The sequence below is a fragment of the Streptomyces sp. SirexAA-E genome (genome assembly GCF_000177195.2).
Classification (GTDB): Bacteria; Actinomycetota; Actinomycetes; order Streptomycetales; family Streptomycetaceae; genus Streptomyces; species Streptomyces flavovirens.
The window spans coordinates 37,614-53,909 of sequence record NC_015953.1; the positions used below are offsets into that span (position 1 = coordinate 37,614).

General features: G+C 69.8%; 10 protein-coding genes and 1 pseudogene. 3 read left to right on the forward strand and 8 right to left on the reverse strand.

The window, feature by feature from the left end; genetic code table 11:
* The first annotated feature begins 402 nt into the window (after nucleotides 1-402).
* From SACTE_RS00135 to SACTE_RS00145, 3 genes are read left to right on the forward strand one after another with little or no spacing between them, the layout of a single operon-like run.
* Nucleotides 403-1,518, forward strand: coding sequence for an ABC-three component system protein (locus tag SACTE_RS00135; protein WP_014043984.1), 1,116 nt, complete (start codon nucleotides 403-405; stop codon nucleotides 1,516-1,518).
* Nucleotides 1,515-1,991 carry an ABC-three component system middle component 2 gene (locus tag SACTE_RS00140; protein ID WP_014043985.1) on the forward strand — a complete coding sequence of 159 codons (477 nt, stop codon included), beginning with the start codon at nucleotides 1,515-1,517 and terminating at the stop codon, nucleotides 1,989-1,991. Before SACTE_RS00135 ends, SACTE_RS00140 begins: the two co-directional genes overlap by 4 nt.
* The gene (locus tag SACTE_RS00145; RefSeq protein ID WP_014043986.1) at nucleotides 1,984-3,834 is read left to right on the forward strand and encodes a hypothetical protein; all 1,851 of its coding nucleotides are present in this window, start codon (nucleotides 1,984-1,986) and stop codon (nucleotides 3,832-3,834) included. Before SACTE_RS00140 ends, SACTE_RS00145 begins: the two co-directional genes overlap by 8 nt.
* Nucleotides 3,835-4,015: 181 nt before the next feature.
* Here the strand turns inward: SACTE_RS00145 and SACTE_RS00150 are convergent, their stop codons facing one another.
* From SACTE_RS00150 to SACTE_RS00180, 8 genes and pseudogenes are all read right to left on the reverse strand, one after another.
* Nucleotides 4,016-8,188: a Z1 domain-containing protein gene (locus tag SACTE_RS00150; RefSeq protein WP_014043988.1), complete on the reverse strand. Its 4,173-nt coding sequence runs from the start codon at nucleotides 8,186-8,188 to the stop codon at nucleotides 4,016-4,018.
* Nucleotides 8,181-9,122 carry an AAA family ATPase gene (locus SACTE_RS00155; RefSeq protein WP_014043989.1) on the reverse strand — a complete coding sequence of 314 codons (942 nt, stop codon included), beginning with the start codon at nucleotides 9,120-9,122 and terminating at the stop codon, nucleotides 8,181-8,183. The genes SACTE_RS00150 and SACTE_RS00155 overlap by 8 nt, the downstream gene beginning before the upstream one ends.
* Entirely contained in the window at nucleotides 9,119-11,176 is a 2,058-nt protein-coding gene (locus SACTE_RS00160; RefSeq protein ID WP_014043990.1) for a hypothetical protein, read from the reverse strand. The genes SACTE_RS00155 and SACTE_RS00160 overlap by 4 nt, the downstream gene beginning before the upstream one ends.
* Complete coding sequence (locus SACTE_RS00165) at nucleotides 11,173-12,105, reverse strand: alpha/beta hydrolase (protein WP_226995135.1); 933 nt, start codon at nucleotides 12,103-12,105, stop codon at nucleotides 11,173-11,175. Before SACTE_RS00165 ends, SACTE_RS00160 begins: the two co-directional genes overlap by 4 nt.
* A 145-nt stretch (nucleotides 12,106-12,250) precedes the next feature.
* A pseudogene (locus SACTE_RS35530) lies at nucleotides 12,251-12,375 on the reverse strand (hypothetical protein); the annotation flags it as partial.
* 80 nt (nucleotides 12,376-12,455) lie between these two features.
* Complete coding sequence (locus SACTE_RS00170) at nucleotides 12,456-13,127, reverse strand: hypothetical protein (protein WP_014043992.1); 672 nt, start codon at nucleotides 13,125-13,127, stop codon at nucleotides 12,456-12,458.
* A 66-nt stretch (nucleotides 13,128-13,193) separates the two neighbouring features.
* On the reverse strand, nucleotides 13,194-13,934 hold the full coding sequence (locus SACTE_RS00175) for a hypothetical protein (RefSeq protein WP_014043993.1): 741 nt from the start codon (nucleotides 13,932-13,934) through the stop codon (nucleotides 13,194-13,196).
* Complete coding sequence (locus SACTE_RS00180; RefSeq protein WP_014043994.1) at nucleotides 13,915-16,257, reverse strand: hypothetical protein; 2,343 nt, start codon at nucleotides 16,255-16,257, stop codon at nucleotides 13,915-13,917. Before SACTE_RS00180 ends, SACTE_RS00175 begins: the two co-directional genes overlap by 20 nt.
* Between the last annotated feature and the right edge of the window lie 39 nt (nucleotides 16,258-16,296).

Genomic DNA, 16,296 nt, shown 5'->3' on the forward strand with positions numbered 1-16,296 from the left:
GCAGGTACCTGCCAGACGTTCAGGGCGCCGAGCAGCATGCCGGCCCGGCCGTTGTCGATCGTCTCGATGGAGGCCGTGTACCTGATATCACACAGCCTTTCCATCATTGCTGTTGTGGCGAGCACATGCGGCGCACCCGGAGCAACCAGCGCCTTCCGCGGCACAGCCGCCGGGGAGCCGTCGGTGCGTGACAGGCCGGTTGAGGATCCACCCGGCAACAGAAGGCTCCCGGGCGGCGGCACCGGACGCCATACGCGGAGGCTTCGCCGTCAGCCCCTCACCCCGAGATGCCCCACCTTGGCCACACGGGTCCTGAATGGCGGAATGCACGCTTTCGGGACACGGCGGGTAATGGTAAGAACGTGCCCTGGGCAACGATCATGATCATGCGACGGGGGATGCATGAGTTCACCCGACGGCTCCGCCGAGCCGCTGTTCTCCGAGGTGCCGAAGCCGTCGCAGGTCCCAGTGACAGTGCTGTCCCCCATGATGGCGACAGGCCCTGCGGTGACGCCCAAGCAGATCCTCGCGCATCACTCGCCGACTCAGTTCGAGGAGTTCGTCTACGAGTGGCTGCTGGCGCTGAAGGAGGAGGAATACGTGGACGTGATGCAGCTGGGCGGCGCCCACGACGGCGGCGCCGATGTCGCCGCGTTCCTCACGGCGCACCGGACGGACGACCGGTGGCACTGCTATCAGTGCAAGCACTACGGGAAGGCGCTCACCCCGGCCATTGCCTATGTCGAGATACTGAAGATCATCGCAGTGGTGGCCGGCGGCAAGTACCGCACTCTGCCCGAGCGTTACGTCTTCGTGGCACCCAGGATCGGCGCCTCACTCACGCAACTGCTGGCCAAGCCCGCGGAGCTGAAGGAGTCGTTCCTCGACTGGGTCGCCAAGGGTGCGGACCGGCTAACCGCGGAGTACGGCGCAGATCCGCTCGGAGCGGCGCTGGAGCTGGCCCGAGAGACGGACTTCGCCCGCTTCGAGGCGGCCAATCTCGACCGGATCCTCGAGCAGCACGCCACCACGCCGTATCACGTGCGCAGGTTCGGCACGCGGCTGCCGGACCGCGAGGCCCGTCAGGCGCCCCCGCCGGAGCACACACCGGTGGAAACCCGGTACATCCAAAAGCTCCTGGACGTCTACCAGGAGAAGTGGGGCTGTGACCCCGGAGCGATGGGGCAGGTGCGCGCGCATTCCAAGGCGGGCCCTCACCTGCAGCACCAGCGGGAAGCCTTCTACTGCGCCGAGCAACTGCGGGTGTTCGCCCGTGACAGCGTGCCGGAGGGCACCTTCGAATCGCTGCAGAAGAACGTCTACGACGGTGTCGTCAACGTGACCTGGCGGGACTTCGCCACCGGATTCGACCGGCTCAACGCGGTGCAGGACGCGGCACGCGACATGCAGCTGGGAACGAACGTCCTGGTCCACGTGGTGGAGCCCATTGACCGCATGGGCATCTGTCACCAGCTCGCCAACGACGACCGGCTGACCTGGGTCGAGGAGGAGACGTGAGAGCGCTCAACAGCCCGCTGGAGGTCGGTGTGCGCGCTCTGGTGCTGCTCGCAGCCTCCTTTCCCCGGCCGCTGGACCTGCCTCAACTGGTGTACCTGGATTACGCGATGCTGCACAGCGGCGAGATGGACGGGCCGCCCAGTGTGCACCCGTCACTGCCGGCCGGCCCGGGCGAACTGGCCATGAAGCGCCAACTGCTCGAGCAGGGACTGGTGGTGCTGATGCGCGCGGGGCTGGCCGACGTGCAGGCGGACGACAGCGGGCTGATGTACCGGGCGAGCGAGGAAGGCCCGGGCTTCCTCGACTTGCTCGAGGCCCCATATGTCGGAGCCCTGCGGGAGCGGGCGCAGTGGGCGCTGGCCTTCCATCACCGCGTCCCGGCGGACAGCCGTGCCGCCACGGACGACATCACACAGCGGTGGATGGGGACGTTCGAGAATCGTCTGCCGCGCCAGGGAGGCGATGATGACTGAGCTGCGCCTGCTGCATCTGACCTACGCCGGCATGGGCCGCGAGACGGCCCGCGTGGACTTCGACCCCCGCCTGACGATCGTCTACGGCGCCTCGGACACCGGCAAGTCGTTCGTCACCGAGTCGATTGACTACATGCTCGGCGCCCGCAAGCTGAACCTCATCCCCGAGGCCGAGGGCTACTCGCAGATCCTGCTGGGCATCGCCTTGCCCGACGCATCGGTCATTACCCTGATGCGAGCGCCTCAGTCCGGGCGGGTCAGCGTCTTCGAGGACGATATCCGCGACCTCGTCTACCGGTCGCCGGACCTGGTGCTCTCCGCCCAGCACAGCCCCCGGACCACCAAGAACCTCTCCCGCTACCTGATGGAGCGTATCGGGCTCGACGGCTCGCTGCTGGCCACCAACGACTCCGGTGGCACCAAACTCGCCGGCTTCCGGGACCTGCTACACCTGTGCCTGATCAGCGAGACCCGCATGGTCTCGAAGGTCTCCCCCGTCCTGCGCACGTCGGGCACCAGCGGCCAGACCGCGCACAAGTCGGCCCTCAAGCTCCTGCTCACCGGGGCGGGTGAGCAGCCCTCGCCAAGCCGCCTCAACCAGGCACAGCGCCGCGTCCACAAAGGCAAGATCAGCCTGCTGGACGACCTAATCCTCGGACTGCAGCGCCAACTGGCCACACGCGAGGCCAACCAGAGTCAGCTGCAGCAACAGCTGCGGCGGCTGCTGGAACATCAAGAAAACCGCGCCGAGTCGCTGCGGAACGTCACCCGCCGTCACGCGCAGGCGGCCTCCGACCGCGCGACCCTGTCCGTGGCGCTGGCCCGTTACGCGCAGCGCCTGGCAGAGACCGATGACCTGCTGGGCCGGTTCGAGCTGCTGCGGGCCCAGTACGAGTCCGACCTGGCCCGCCTGGGCATGGTCAGCGAGGCCGGCAGCCTGCTCGGCTACTTCCGCAGCGGCCCGTGCGTGTTCTGCGGCGCAGAGCCCCACCACCAGCAAGCCGGTCACGACTCCATGGAAACCACCGCCCTGCACCAGACCGTCACCGCTGAAAGCACCAAGACCCGCACGCTCCTGGCCGACCTGCTGCTCACCATCGACGACCTGCGCTCTCAACGTGAGTACGTGGCCGAAGACCAGGCCGCGCAAGCCGCCTTGGCCGAGCAGGCGGACGCCGAGATCACCCGCATCGAACGCGAGGAACTCAACCCCCTGCAGGACGAGGTGGCCGAGGTGATGGCCGCCCGCTCCCGCCTGGAGAACGAACTCGGCCTGCACGCACGGATCGAGGAGCTGGAAGACGTCAGAGCGCAACTGGTCTCCGAAGAGGCCCAGCCTGGTGGGCAGCCCAGCCGCGGCATCCCGCCCGCCACGCTGACCGGCTTCGATCGCACCGTCGAGCGGACGCTGGATGCCTGGCAGGTACGGCGGGAGGAGGAGGTGATCTACGACCAGTACACGGCGGAGCTGTATGTGGGCGACCGGTCCCGTTCCGGCCACGGCAAGGGCATGCGTGCCGTCCTGCACGCCGCCTTCATTACAGCTCTGGCCGACTACTGCCTGGAGCAACGGCGCAGCCATCCCGGCTTCATTGTGCTGGACTCCCCCCTGGTCACCTTCCGGGAACCCGGGGTGCGGGAGGCGGATCTGCGCCAGAGCGTGCCCCGGCACTTCTACCGGCATCTGCTCAACGCCTTCCACGGCCAGGCCATCGTCGTGGAGAACACCGACCCGCCGTCGGACATCCTCGATCAGGCGCAGGTCTACATGTTCAGCCGCGAGGCACACGGCCAGCGCTTCGGATTCTTCCCTCTCACGTCTTCGTCCTTGCCGACGCAGTAATCAGATAGAGGAGGTCCGAACCTGGCGCGGCTTCGGGCTGTCGGGGACGAGGCAGGGGGGCATCGGCGCTCTGTCCCAGAAGCAGGTCCAGGATGGCGCCCCGGACCGGCTCCCGATCCGTCGCCGTCCCTGATCCCTCCGGGCCCGGAGCCGGTACCGACTCCGGAACCTGGGCCGCCGCTCAGCTGAGCGGGGAGGAGGGCTCGGACAGCGCGGCCGAGCGTGGCAGGGAAACGGCCAGGCCCACCAGTGGAGCCGTGACCTCGTAGTCGACGGTCTCCTCCCCCCGGACCAGGTAGATCGACAACAGAGCCTGGTCCGGGCGGCGCACGGCCTCCACCGCCGCACGGGAGGGCCGCGTCGGCTCATGCCCCCGGGCCGGACGAGCCGGATCGACCGCCGCCGCGGAGCGTGTCACGTCGATAGCTCTGAGGTACTGGTCCGGGTCGAGATCCGCGTACTCGTTTCCGACAGCGGACAGCCGCCGGATCCTGAACCCGTCCTCATTGCCGCGCGGCAACGGAGCACGGCGAACCGTGCCGACCCGATGCCCCGCAACCTCAACCAGTACCGGCGATTTCGACGGGCTCACCAGCTGAACGGTCCACTCGCCCAGCCCTCCTAGGCCGGCGCCCCGGCGCAGGTACCGGCAGATCTCGGCGAGCCGGTTCCACGATGGCTCCGAACCTGGCAGATAGGCGTCGAGGAACTCCGCGATCTTCGCGGGTGTGACGCCATGCCACAGCAGGTTCGCGGCGGTGCGTGGGTCCGGGGTGCCGGCTCGGCCGAGGCCGCGGATGAATGCCTCCAGGGTCCGGAAGTTCTGCCGCACCCTCTCGAGGGCCAATGTGAAGTCCAGAGTCTCCCACGACCTGCCGGGCGATTGCGTGGCCCGGACATGCAAGACGGCCTGGGCGGGGGTGATGTCGAGACCGGCCAGCTCCTGCAGTTCCTTGCGCTGTCCGTTGATCGTCGCCGTCAACCGGTGTTGGGTGTCGAGGACTTCCAGCGTGGCGTAAAGACGGCACAGGTCCTGGTAACCGGTGTGGGGCCCGAACGGCGTGGTCAGCAGGCGCAGGGTTTCGTAGTTGGCCGGAGCTCGGAGACAGTAGCTGGTGGTGAGCCCTTCGAGAGGCAGGCCCTGGGCCGACTTGGCGCCGCCGACCGCCACGATGTTCAGACCGCCGTATTCGCTCTCGTGCAAGTGGGGCATCATGTCGGAGGCGGAGTTGGCCGTGACGACGACCAACTGTTGGGCCACGATCGGCAGTTGGTCGGCCACCTGTTTCCATGAGACCGCCGGTACGGCCGCGTCGGCGATCGCTTCGCTGGTCGGGACGAAGTCCTGGCGCCACAACTCCTCGAAGTCGGCCATGAGCCGCTGTCCGCGCGGGCCGCGCCGGTCTCTGAGGTCCTCGGCGATGACGCCGACCCGCTCGGCCAGCTGGTCGCAGACTCGCGTCTGGACCGCGACGAACCGACTCACGGACACCAGCATCGAGTTGCTCGTCCGCTTCCGGTCTCGGACTCGGCGTGCGGCACACGCCAGCACGAACGACTTCAGCGCGGTGAAGAGAGAGACCGGCAACTCCCGGCCCGGCACGTGGTCGGCCCGATGCCCGGGCGGCAGCCAGCGGTCCTGATCGAACACCGTGCGGACCAGGGGCAGCGGTTGCTCCGTGTCGGTGAAGAGCTGTTCGGGGCCGAAGTGACCAGGGGGCTGCGGGACATGGTAGATGAAGTCGGGGAGGACCTGCGATGTCGTGAGGAAGGGCGTATAGGTGTAGCCGACATAGCCGACCCTGGGACACGAGGACAGCAACCGCTCCACGCTCTCGTCCACTTTCGAGGGAGAGCTGAGCGTGCCCCTCGCGTCGCCTGTCGTGTCGATGACGAGCATGGGCCGGTCTTCGGGCTGTGAGGTGTGCATGAGCCAGTCGCGGACTCTGTCGACGATCCTACGGTTCTTCTTGATCACGAAGATCTGCGGGTGGGCAGGGGAAGGATGCCTGAGGCCTATGGCCTTGTACGGCGAGAAGTCGCCCTGCTCGCCACGGGTCGTCACGGACACGATGGGGAGGGCGCGGGCATGGGGCATGGCACCCGCGCCGATCCGGCCGCCGGTTTCCGAACTCGCCGCGTACTGACTATCGAAGCCCAACAGCCCCTCGTCCACGCGCTGCTGCATCTGATCGCGTGCGGCATTGGTCGTACCGGCCAGAATGACGACCGTGCCGTAGCCGGCGTCGACCGCCTTGGCGGCCAGGGCGATCACCGAGGTGGACTTGCCCGAGCCGACGGGCGCCATGACGAGACCCGTGCGCCGCCAACTGCCCGGCCGACGAGGGTCCTCCAGCTGGGAGAGCAGGTCACGGGTGACATCGTCCAGCTGACGGACCTGTGCCGGCGGCAGGATCCGCTCGTACTCCAGGAACCTCAGATAGCGCTCCCAGAACTCCCGTCCTCGGGTGCCGTCACCGTCCGGCGACCACGGCTCGTGGTCCCGGTCGTCCTGCAGAACGGCGGGCCGCGTGACGAACTGGAAGACGGAAGCCTCCAGTTGCCTCAGCAGAACCGCCTTGTCGACCGCGAGGCCCCGCGCGGCGAGCAGGGTGACGACCGAGTGCACGGTCTCGTGCAGCTCGCCCGCCTCCGCCTGCCGGTCCTGCGGCAACATCGCCAGCGCCACCCGCAGCGCGAGGTCGGTGGCATCCGCGGGCTCCGTCGCCGCCCCGACGCTCTCCGGCAGTTCCGTACCGCCGGTCGGCAGGGGGAGCCCAAGCAGCTCCAGCGTCCGACCCCATGCGACGCCCGCCGCCGTGGCCTCCGCGGCGATCGCCTCCTCGCCGTCCGGTCGGCCCGCCACCGCCGACAGTCGTCCCCCGCCGCCCTGACCCGAGGAGATGTGCCGGTCCAGCACCCGGTTGAGCCGCATGGTGTCGTGCTCCGTCAACGCCTCTTCCAGGCGGGCCCGCACCTGGGGAGCGGGCGTCAGTGTCACCGGGCCGCCGGTGTCCGTGTCCAGTGCGTACAGCCCGGAGCCGAGCAGCTCGGCCAGGTCCTCGGTCGTGGCCTCGGGCACCAGCTCTTGGCGGAGCACATGGAGCAGGGCCAAACTCAGCCGGTCGAACACGGAGGTCAGCATCGCCAGACGGGCGGCCGAGGGCGACGCGGTGCGCAGAAATCCGTCCGTTCGGGCCTCGGCGCTTCTGCGGGCCGGACGGCCCGTGCCGAGCGGAGTCGGGCGGCCGGCGGGCGGGATCAGGGCCGCCGAGCAGCCCTCGGGGGCGGCCAGCATCACTGTCCGCGACCAGCGCCCGAGTGCGTGAGGGGAGAGCGAGAGCACCGGCAGCGCGAGCCACTCGTCGGGGTCCGCCTCGCCGACGGCCAGCAGCGGAGGCAGCCGGAAGCGGAGTCCCGTGTTGCCGGTGCCCGGGGCGTCCGGGGACACCCGCACGGTCGGCAGATCGAGTCCGGTGCGCCGCCACAGCTTGGGCGGCAACGGGTTGAGCAGGGCCACCGGTTCATGGCCCGCCCAGGCCCGCAACTGCTGCCAGATCTCTGGTGCCCGCCAGGCCGGTGCCGCGCAGTCCGATACCACGACGATCAGCCGACGGCCGTCGGGGGAGCCCAGCTGACCGGTCGAGGTCGGCAGGCCCTGACGGTCGGTGAGGCCGACGCCGTCATCCGGGTCCACGGTGAGGTCGCGCACCTGAAGGGTGCGGAACGCGCCGAGCCGGTCGAGTAGCCCCGCGAAGGCGCTGACGGTCTCCCGCCACACCTGCATCGAGGGCGAGCGGTCGACGACGAGCACGAGGTCGAACCAGCGTTCTGGAGCGGGAGCGAAGACCGGGATCAGCTCCCCGCTGCGGGCGTACCCCGCCACGGTCGCGTCGAGGTCGAGCGCCTGCCGCCGCCCCGTGCGCCACGGGCGTTTCCAGGGGCGCAGGGCACGCGTCATCTCCAGCGCCGACGGCAGCGCCGTCGCCCGGGGGACGGCGACCGCGTCACCGGGGACTCGGCCGGTGGATCCGGGCAGCCGCTCGTGGAGGGGACGGGCCGACCGGTTCTCCGGGGCCGTCGGAGGGCTCTGGCGCACAAAGTCACCCACGCGCGGCAGGCGCTGGACGGACGGCCCGGTCAGTGCGGGAGCCTGCGCCGACGCCGGCGCCGGTTCTTCGGGTGCGGGCGAGGCCGAGCCGGCGGCCATACGGGAGGCCAGCCACAGCGCCTCCGCGAGCGCCGTCCCGTCAAGCCCCGGAGCCACGGCGCCGATCGCCGACACGGCCCCGTTCAGGCCGGTGACCCGCTTCACGCCCAGGGAATCCCCCGGCCCGTCCGCTTCCTCAGGCACCGGTCAGCTCACGCAGGATCAGTTCCCTGACCTCCTCGGCGGCGGCTCCCTCCGGCGCCTGGGCACCGGTCAGGACGTGCACGGCGTTGAGCAACTGGTCCACGGCCAGGCTCTCGCCCGCCCGCAGCCGGTCGACGAACGTGACGATCAGCGAGTCGACCGGACCCGAGGGCGCCACATCGGTCTCGAAGTGGGCCGCCACCACCCGCCGCAGCGACTCCGTGTCCGGCATCGGCATCGTGTACCGGATGCAGCGCCGCAGGAAGGCGGCCGGGAAGTCGCGCTCGCCGTTGCTCGTCAGCACAATGAACGGGAAGTTGTCGCACCGCACGCGGCCCTTGACGATCCGATGGACGGCATCGCTGTCCCATTCCCGCACGTCCACGTCGTCGTCCCGGTACCGCGCCAGCTCCGGGATCTCGAACTCCCCGTGCTCCAGCACGTCCAGCAGATCGCTCGGCAGATCGAGGTCGCTCTTGTCGATCTCGTCGATGAGCAGGGCGCGGGGCTGCTCGGACGGCGCCTTCGACGGCAGCAGTGCCGTCCCCAGCGGTCCGAGCTGCAGGAAGGGGGCGATGTCGTCGGTGCCCGAGTCGCCGCCCAGGCGTTGCGCGTGGATGCGCCCCAGGGCGTCGTAACGGTAGAGCGCGTCCACGAGGGTGCTGCGTGAGGTGATGTGCCAGCGCAGTGGCTCCCCGAGCCGCAACTCCGTCGCCACCTGCTTGATGACCGACGACTTGCCGGAGCCAGGCGCACCCGTCAGCAGCAGCGGACGGCGCAGGGCGAGCGCGGCGTTCACGGCCTCGACGAGCCCGGGTGGCGGCTGGAACCGCTCGGGCCGGGGCTGCCGGGAAAAGGTGCGCCAGGGCGGCGGGGCACCGAGGTCCACGTCCCGGGGGGTGCCGTCGCCGACGTAGAAGGGTGTCCAGGTCATCGCGGGTTCTCTCCATCGACCGAGTCGTTCGCGAACGCGTCGCAGAAGTCCAGCCATTGCTCGTCCAGCCACACGGAACGCACCCGGGCGAGATCGGTGTGCTCGTGCGCCGGGTCCCCCTGCTTCCAGGAGGTGCGGTAGGCGGCGCTGAACTCTCCGGGGAGTCTCGCCCAGTTGCGTTCCACGCTGTCCTGCGACGCCTGCGGCAGATCTCCCGTGCCGTCTGGCCACAGCATCATCGGGGCGTACGCGAGCAGGGGTTCCAGGAGTTCCTGGAGCCGCTCCGGCCGGTGTCTCAGCGCCAGCGCGCCGCCGTAGCAGCCATTGCCGAGGCTCTCCACCAGCTTCTGCACCGCGCTGAGTTCGGCCTTGTCGAGCCAGTTCACGGGCGTGGCCGGGCCGTCCTTCATCTCGTCGAGCTGGTTCCGGGCGAACTCGTTGATCAGGCCCAGGTGGGCGGGGAGGTTCAGACGGTCGCTCCAGCGCAGGACGATGTCGTAGTAGAGCCCCAGTCGCTGCCCGAGCCTGGCTTCCTCGGGGCGCCAGCAGGCGAGCAGCGCGGCGGGCGCTGCGATGTCGATGCGTTTGAGCCTGAATCCGGTGCACCGGGCCTGCCGGGTCGCCCAGGCGAGCACCGCGCCCAACCGCTGTTCGACGCCGGCCTGCGTCGGAGGGCAGCGGAAGTCATCACGTCCCACGAGGGTTTCGCCGTCCAACAGCCAGACGAGAAGGGTCTCGGGCCACTCGTCGGCCATCGCGGAGTGCAGGCTGACCACCAGCCGCAGCCTGTTCTCGGCGGCTCGACGTGCCTGGGCGGCGAAGGCGTCGACGAGTTCCACGCCGGCCCCGATGCCTCGCGCCCACCCCGTGAGTCCGGGCGTTCCCGCCGCGAGACCGTCTTCCACGGCCAGCGCGGCGACGAAGGTGGCGAGAGGCGCCGTGGGACTGCCCTTGGCGCGAGGAACTCGCAGGCACAGTGACTCGACGCAGTCACGCAGCAGTTCGTCCCCGTCGGACGCGGACGCGGGCCGGCCGGCCGCCGTCACATAGGCGCGACGGATGCGTTCCGACTCGGGGAGGCTGCCTGGCCAGGACGACAGAAGGAACTCGCGGGTGCGTACGGCGGTCGCGAGCCGGTCGACCGTGCGCAGGGCGTGGGCGAGGTGCTGGTCGGCGGTGGCCTGGTACCGGTCAAGGGCCGCCAGGGTCCGGCGCAGCCGGGCCAGATCGCCGGAGGTGACGATCGGCAGGGCGGGAGCCGCATCGCCGAGCGGGTCAAGGGCGAGCCGCAGATCCTCCTCGCCCAGCGGCCCCAGCAGCGCGCCGTCGGCCCTGTGCCGTGCGTTGCGGGCGAACCAGGGTCGGGCATCCAGGGAGAGGCCGTTCAGCGTGACCAACTGGGAGCTGGTGCCCGCTTCCTTGTCCACGGCCTCCTGTACGTCCTGCGGCGAGAGGAACATCCCCGCGTCGGGCAGGCCGTCGCGCAGCACGCGCACCAGCGTCCGGGTGTACGCGAGACCGTGGGCCGACTCGACCGCGCTCGCGGACATCAGCAGGGAGAGGCTGGTCGCGCCCTGCCGGACCCCTCCGGCCAGCCCACCGAGATCCGGTACGGCTCCGCCAGCGCGGCAGGTGTCCACCAGGGCGATGACGCCCCGCACACCGGGGACGTCCAGGGCCAGGGTGAGCAGCCCGCCGACGTCCACGACACTGGTCGCGACGTCCTCGTGGGAGTCGCTCGCCATGAAGGCCAGCTTGGGCGTCTGGCCGAGGGTGGTGCCGTGTCCGAGGAACGCGATTACCAGCACCGCCTCCGCGGCCCCGGCCCGGTCCGCCGCGTCCCGGACCGACTGGTCGATCTCGGCCCTGCAGACGCTGAACCCGCACAGCAGGGAGGGCACGCCCGGCGGGCTCGGCTCGCAGCCGCCCAGCTCGTCGTCCAGGAGGACGGCGTGCAGGGACTCGGCGGTCTCCTCCAGACCGGTCAGCAGTCCTTGGGCCGGGCACTGCGGCGCGATGACCAGCAGGTGACGCGGCGGTGTGGACGGTGTCATGCGACGGTGACCGCGTCGAGCGCCTCGATCAGCGGGCCCGCGACGGCGGGCTGCGCCAGGTACTTGACGGCCGGATGCACATTCAGTCCGTCCGAATCGACCCGCGTGCTCACCGGAGCGACCGAGGCGGCGTTCGAGGCGATGCACAGGGCCAGTTCGGTGCCACCGGTGACGAAGTCGTCGCGGTCCCAGAAGTTCAGCCAGCGGCCGACCGGTTCCGGGGTCTGTACGGGCTGCGGGCGCACCCGCGGCCGTACTGCCGTGCGCATTCCGAGCGGTGATCCGAGCGTGACGAACAACGGGACGTGCGCGGAGTGCGCGTGCAGTGTCTCGAACGCCACCACGGTCCCCAGCGAGTGCGCGACGACGACCGTGGGTCCCTCGGGGTCGAGTTCCGTGGCGACGCGGGCACGGATGCGCCGGTCGAGGCTCAGGCCAGCCTCGTCGGTCTCCTTGCGGGCGAGATATCTCCTGACCTGGTGCAGATCGTGCTTCATCGCTCCGGCACTGAGCCAGCCGCCGAAGGTGCGGAGACCCGGCACCGCGAAGAGGGAGTTGGCCCCGACGAGCACCTGCCGTGCGAGGCTGCCAGGTCCCTGTTCCTCGCCGGTCGGCGCCAGTTTGTTCCTGGTCACCCGGAGCGCCTGTGCCTGACGGTCGTCGCGGGGCGCTTCGAGCTGCTCGTCGACCATGTCGAGGAGCAGCTCCCGCAGTTCCTCGTCCGGTCCGGCGGGTGCGGGTGCCACAGCCTCATTGTCGGGAGCGGCCCCCGGGAGGAAGAGATCGCCGTAGTACGCGAAGTGGATGTCGACCGCTCCGCCGTCGAGCAGCTCCGCGGCCTTTCGGGAGTGCCCGGCCGCTCGCGCGCCGACGGTCAGCGCGGCCCGCCACGCCTCCAGCTCGGTCTTGGCCTCCCGTGGCTTTCCCACCCCGTGCACGAACACTAGACGTGGCCTCATCTACTCCACACCCCCGAACCCCTGTGCCCACACCTGTTGTCGGGCGGGGCAGCGAGAATATCAACGCACCAGTGGGCCAGTGGCGACACCGGCCCACTGGTGCGTCACGGCTGGGTCAGCCCGTCACCTCGGACCCGCCCCCGCCCCACAGCGTGTGGAACGAGCCGTCACGGTCCGTCCGCCGGTACGTGCGGGCACCAAAGAAGTCAGGCTGCCCCTGGGTGAGCGCGGCTGGCCGCGCTACCTCGCCTTTGAGCTGAAATCAGATGGGTTGGCTTTGTATGTGGGACTCGACACCGCTGGTGGTGTCGTCGTGCAGATCAAGGCCCGCGAGGGTGAGCCTGTCCAACGACCAGCGCTCGTCGGTAAGTTTGCGCCCGCACCACGTGCACACCGGCCGCTGCGCCTCCCGCGGCGCGGCCCTGCATGTCCTCCGCGTCGGCGCGGGCGTACTGGCGAAGGAAGAGGGCGCCGCTGTCGGGATTGTCGAGCGCGGCCGTCAGGGTCTGTCCGTCCTTTCGTCCCAGGCATCGCCACACCGCCGCGTCCACGCCGTGCTCCTGGAGCCGTTCCAGGGTGGTGACGACGACGGACACCGCATGGCCGTAGTCCCACGCGGTGACTGTCATCGGGGAGAGGGTGCCGTACCGGCGCGGAGCCCAGTAGCGACAGCCGGCCCCCTCCAGCACGACGACCGTGTTGGCGACCTTCGCCTCGGTGGTGTCCGCGAACACGAACGCGAAGGGCATCAGGTCCTCTCGGCAGGTCGGCGGATAGACCCACCGCCACAGCCGATTCTCGCGGCCAACGTCCTCGATCGCGTCCGGCCGGGGAGCGGACCAGGTCCACGGTGCGCCTGTCCACATCCGGTGCCAGCAGCCGACCCCCTCGCGGGTCCGGCGCAGCTTGACCACCAGCTCGTACGCGTCCTCGCTACGGCGGTCGGTCTCCGGCAGCACCGGCACCCGGGCCTCCGGCACCCGCACCACCATGTCCGTCCTGTGGACGAAGCCGCTGCCCTGGTCGCGATCATGCCAGCATCTGCCGGGGTCGCGGCATCAGGTCCGTTCCGGACCCGGGGCGTGTAGTGCCCTGATGGCGACGGTGATGTCCGGGCGTCCGTATCGGTCTGTGAGGGTGGCCAGGGTGTCAATCAGGTGAGCCTTGGCGCCGTCAGTCAGGTTATCGGCGAACGTGTGCAGCAGTCGGGCCAACGGTGCCCACTGGCCGTGGGGGGCGTAGGCGGCGGCCGTGCTGAACAGTTCCTCCAGGCGGGCGAGGGTGTCGGTGTCGATGGTGTGAGGGGCTGCGGCAAACCAGTAAGACAGGGCCAGGGACGGGTCGCTCATCAGCGTGTCACGCAGGGCGCGGGCCTCGGACAGGCGGCGTTGTTCTTCTGTACGGCGCTGTTCTTGTTCGTGCGCGAGGCGCTGCTGAGTGAGGGCGGCTTGTTGGGCGCCGGGCTGGGCGGTGAGGTGGGCCGTGGCCCAGCAGAGCCGTACGGGCAGGCTGGGGACGTCACTGGGGCGGCCGAGGACGGTGTTGATGCGGGCGGTGGCTGCGGCGGTGTCGGTGGCCAGGTAGTTAGCGGTGATGTTGCGGACGACGGTGAGAGCGTGGTCGGTGGCTGCAGCCGCCGGAGTGCGGTGCGGGGTGGGTGCAGGCAGTTCTTCCCACGCCCCGTCGAGGGTGAGCTCGAAGTAGTAGCCCGGCGTGATGGTGGGAGCCGGGCAGGTGAGTTTGAGCGTGCCTGCCCGGGGTGTGGGCCATCTGCTGCCGCTACTGCGCGAGCGGGGCATGGCGCGCGGTCACAGGTGCGGCGGGGTCTGCTTGGGTCAGGGCCCATACGAGGGCGTCGCGCAGGAGTGAGCGTTCACCTGGGTGTGATTCGGCGTGTGTGGGCTGCCAGCCGAAGGCTGCTTGGTTGAGACGCAGGTAGCGCTCTGCGAGGTAGGTGCGGTCGGCGTCGGATCGGAAGACGGCTTCGGTGAAAGTGCGCAGGACGGTGGTCCGCAGCGTCGGGTGGTTCAGTGCGGCGTCGAGCCAAGCATTGACGGCTCGCTGTACCGGCGCGGTGGCGGGGCCGTCCAGGGCGCAGCGCCACCCGGCGAGCGTCCAGGGATCGGGGGTGTGGTCGGTGTGGTTCACCAGCAGGGGCAGGCTCTCGGCGGTGGTCCGGTCGGCCAGGTGGAGGAAGGCTCGGCGTGCGGCTGCGACGTAGTGGGTCTGGGGGGAGGTGAACCAGGAGGAGAGGATTGTGCGGACGGTGGTTTGGAGGGCTTTTTGGTCCCACAACTGGGTCAGGGCGTCTCCGACGGCGTCGGCGACCGTTTCGTCGGTGGTGTGGACGGCGAGTTCGGACAGCCGTTTGAGGGCGATCTGGGGGTAGGCGGGGGCGAGTTGGGCCAGGGCCCCGGCGAGAGCTCGTTTGAGGGCGAGGGGGATGTGCTTGCGGTTGCTGGGGTCGTCGGTGTCGGGGGCTTTGGCCCAGGTGAGGTACTGATCGCGTGCGCGTTTGCCGTCGGTGGGGTCGACTGCAGCGGCCACGAGGAGGTCCTGGGCTCGGTCGTGGAGGCGGGGGTTTTTGGCCCAGTCGGTGGCGATGGCCCTCAGCACGGTGAAGCTCTGCTTGGCGATGGTGTAGTGGGTGGCCCACTGGGTGACGCGTTCGGCCAGCGGGTCACCGAGGTCAGGGGGCAGTGTGGCGGCTTGTTCGGCGGTCCAGCGGGTGAAGGCTGCGACGTGGTGGGGCCGGTCGACCCAGAAGTAGTCGACGACGGCTTCGGCGTATCCGGGGTTGAGGAAGCGGACGCGGTCGTCGCTTCCGAGTTCGGCGCCGATGGTGTGGGTGAGTTCGATGATGCCGGGGCCTTGTTGTCCCCGGGTGGGCTGTGGCGTGTCACCGAGGATCTTGCCCAGTGTGGTGTGGGCTTCGTAGATGTCCTCGGCGGGTGCGCCGTCGAGGGTCGCGGCGGCAAGCAGGTAGTTGCGGTGGGTGCTGTCGGTGTTGCAGGTGTGCCATGTGCGCAGAGTGTGGCGCCAGTTGCGGGCAGCCTGGACGACAGCGTCGACCAGTTCCGGAACGCTCTTGGGGTCGGTGCTGGAGCTGTTGAAGGCGGCGGTGGTGCGGATGATGCGGGCCCAGTGTGCTGCGGTGGCCGGGCTGGCGCCTTCCATTTCGGTGACGATGGCGTCCTGGGCGAGCCATTGTTCGAGCTCGTCGATGCCTGGCTGGGGGCAGTTCAGGTGCGCGCGCAGCGCATTGAGGGCCACGGGCGGGGCGACGGGGCGGGCGAGTTCGGTGGCTTCACTGGCCACGCAAGCCCAGGTGTCGGTATGGGTGACCACGATGACCAGGGAGCGGGTTGCGCTCAGGTGCCCTTCGGCCTCTCTCAGGTGCAGTCCGAATCCGGTATGCAGGGTCTCTTCTTCGTCTCTGAGGTCCAGGATCCAGCCGGTGTCCTCGTCGGTGAGTCCCTCGAGGTCCACTGCGTCGTTGGGTTCTCGGCGGACTTGCCGGATGGCCGTTACGGCGGACTGGCGGGTGAGGGTGTGCAGTGCGGTGGAGTAGCGGCCGGTGCCGGGCAGGCCGTGGAGCACCGCGACGCGGTTGTTTTTGAGAATTCCGCTGATGGCGTCGGTCAGTTGGCTGTCTGGGAGGTAGGAGGCGAGACGGTCCTCGATCCAGTCTTTGGGCAGCGGAGTGCCTCGCAGGCGGCGGATCTCGCTGATGTTCTGTGTCCCGATGACCGTGCCGAGGTTGACGGGGACGTTCTGCTGGACGGCTGGTGCGGAGGTGTGCCTGCCGTCGTCCTCGCGGGCGCCAAGTCCGGGGTCACGGTCTGGGACAGAGGGCTGGGCATCAGCGCGGGGCGGCTGGTGACCGGTGCTGCCGTGTACGGGTTCGCCTCCGCGGGCTGCGGCCGGGGGCGCGCTGGCCGGTGTGGGAGCAGCGCCGTCTTCGGCGTCCGTTTCTCCGGTGTCCGCGCGCGTCTTTTCGGTCTGCGCTGTGTCCTCGCGGACAGGCGGGAACCCGCCGGGTGCCGGGGCTTGCAGCCGACTGGATGGAGCTGAGGGCGGCGTGGCGGTGTTGTCGGGGTCGGCCGGCGGAAGCGTGGTCAAGGCTCAGCCCTTCAGGATCGGGGTACGGCGGTGCCGCAT

What these genes read in the sequence shown, in the direction of transcription:
- SACTE_RS00160 (WP_014043990.1), bottom strand. Translation starts at nt 11,176, where the DNA reads ATGACACCGTCCACACCGCCGCGTCACCTGCTGGTCATCGCGCCGCAG.
- SACTE_RS00155 (WP_014043989.1), bottom strand. Translation starts at nt 9,122, where the DNA reads ATGACCTGGACACCCTTCTACGTCGGCGACGGCACCCCCCGGGACGTG.
- SACTE_RS00135 (WP_014043984.1), top strand. Translation starts at nt 403, where the DNA reads ATGAGTTCACCCGACGGCTCCGCCGAGCCGCTGTTCTCCGAGGTGCCG.
- SACTE_RS00170 (WP_014043992.1), bottom strand. Translation starts at nt 13,127, where the DNA reads ATGGTGGTGCGGGTGCCGGAGGCCCGGGTGCCGGTGCTGCCGGAGACC.
- SACTE_RS00145 (WP_014043986.1), top strand. Translation starts at nt 1,984, where the DNA reads ATGACTGAGCTGCGCCTGCTGCATCTGACCTACGCCGGCATGGGCCGC.
- SACTE_RS00175 (WP_014043993.1), bottom strand. Translation starts at nt 13,934, where the DNA reads ATGCCCCGCTCGCGCAGTAGCGGCAGCAGATGGCCCACACCCCGGGCA.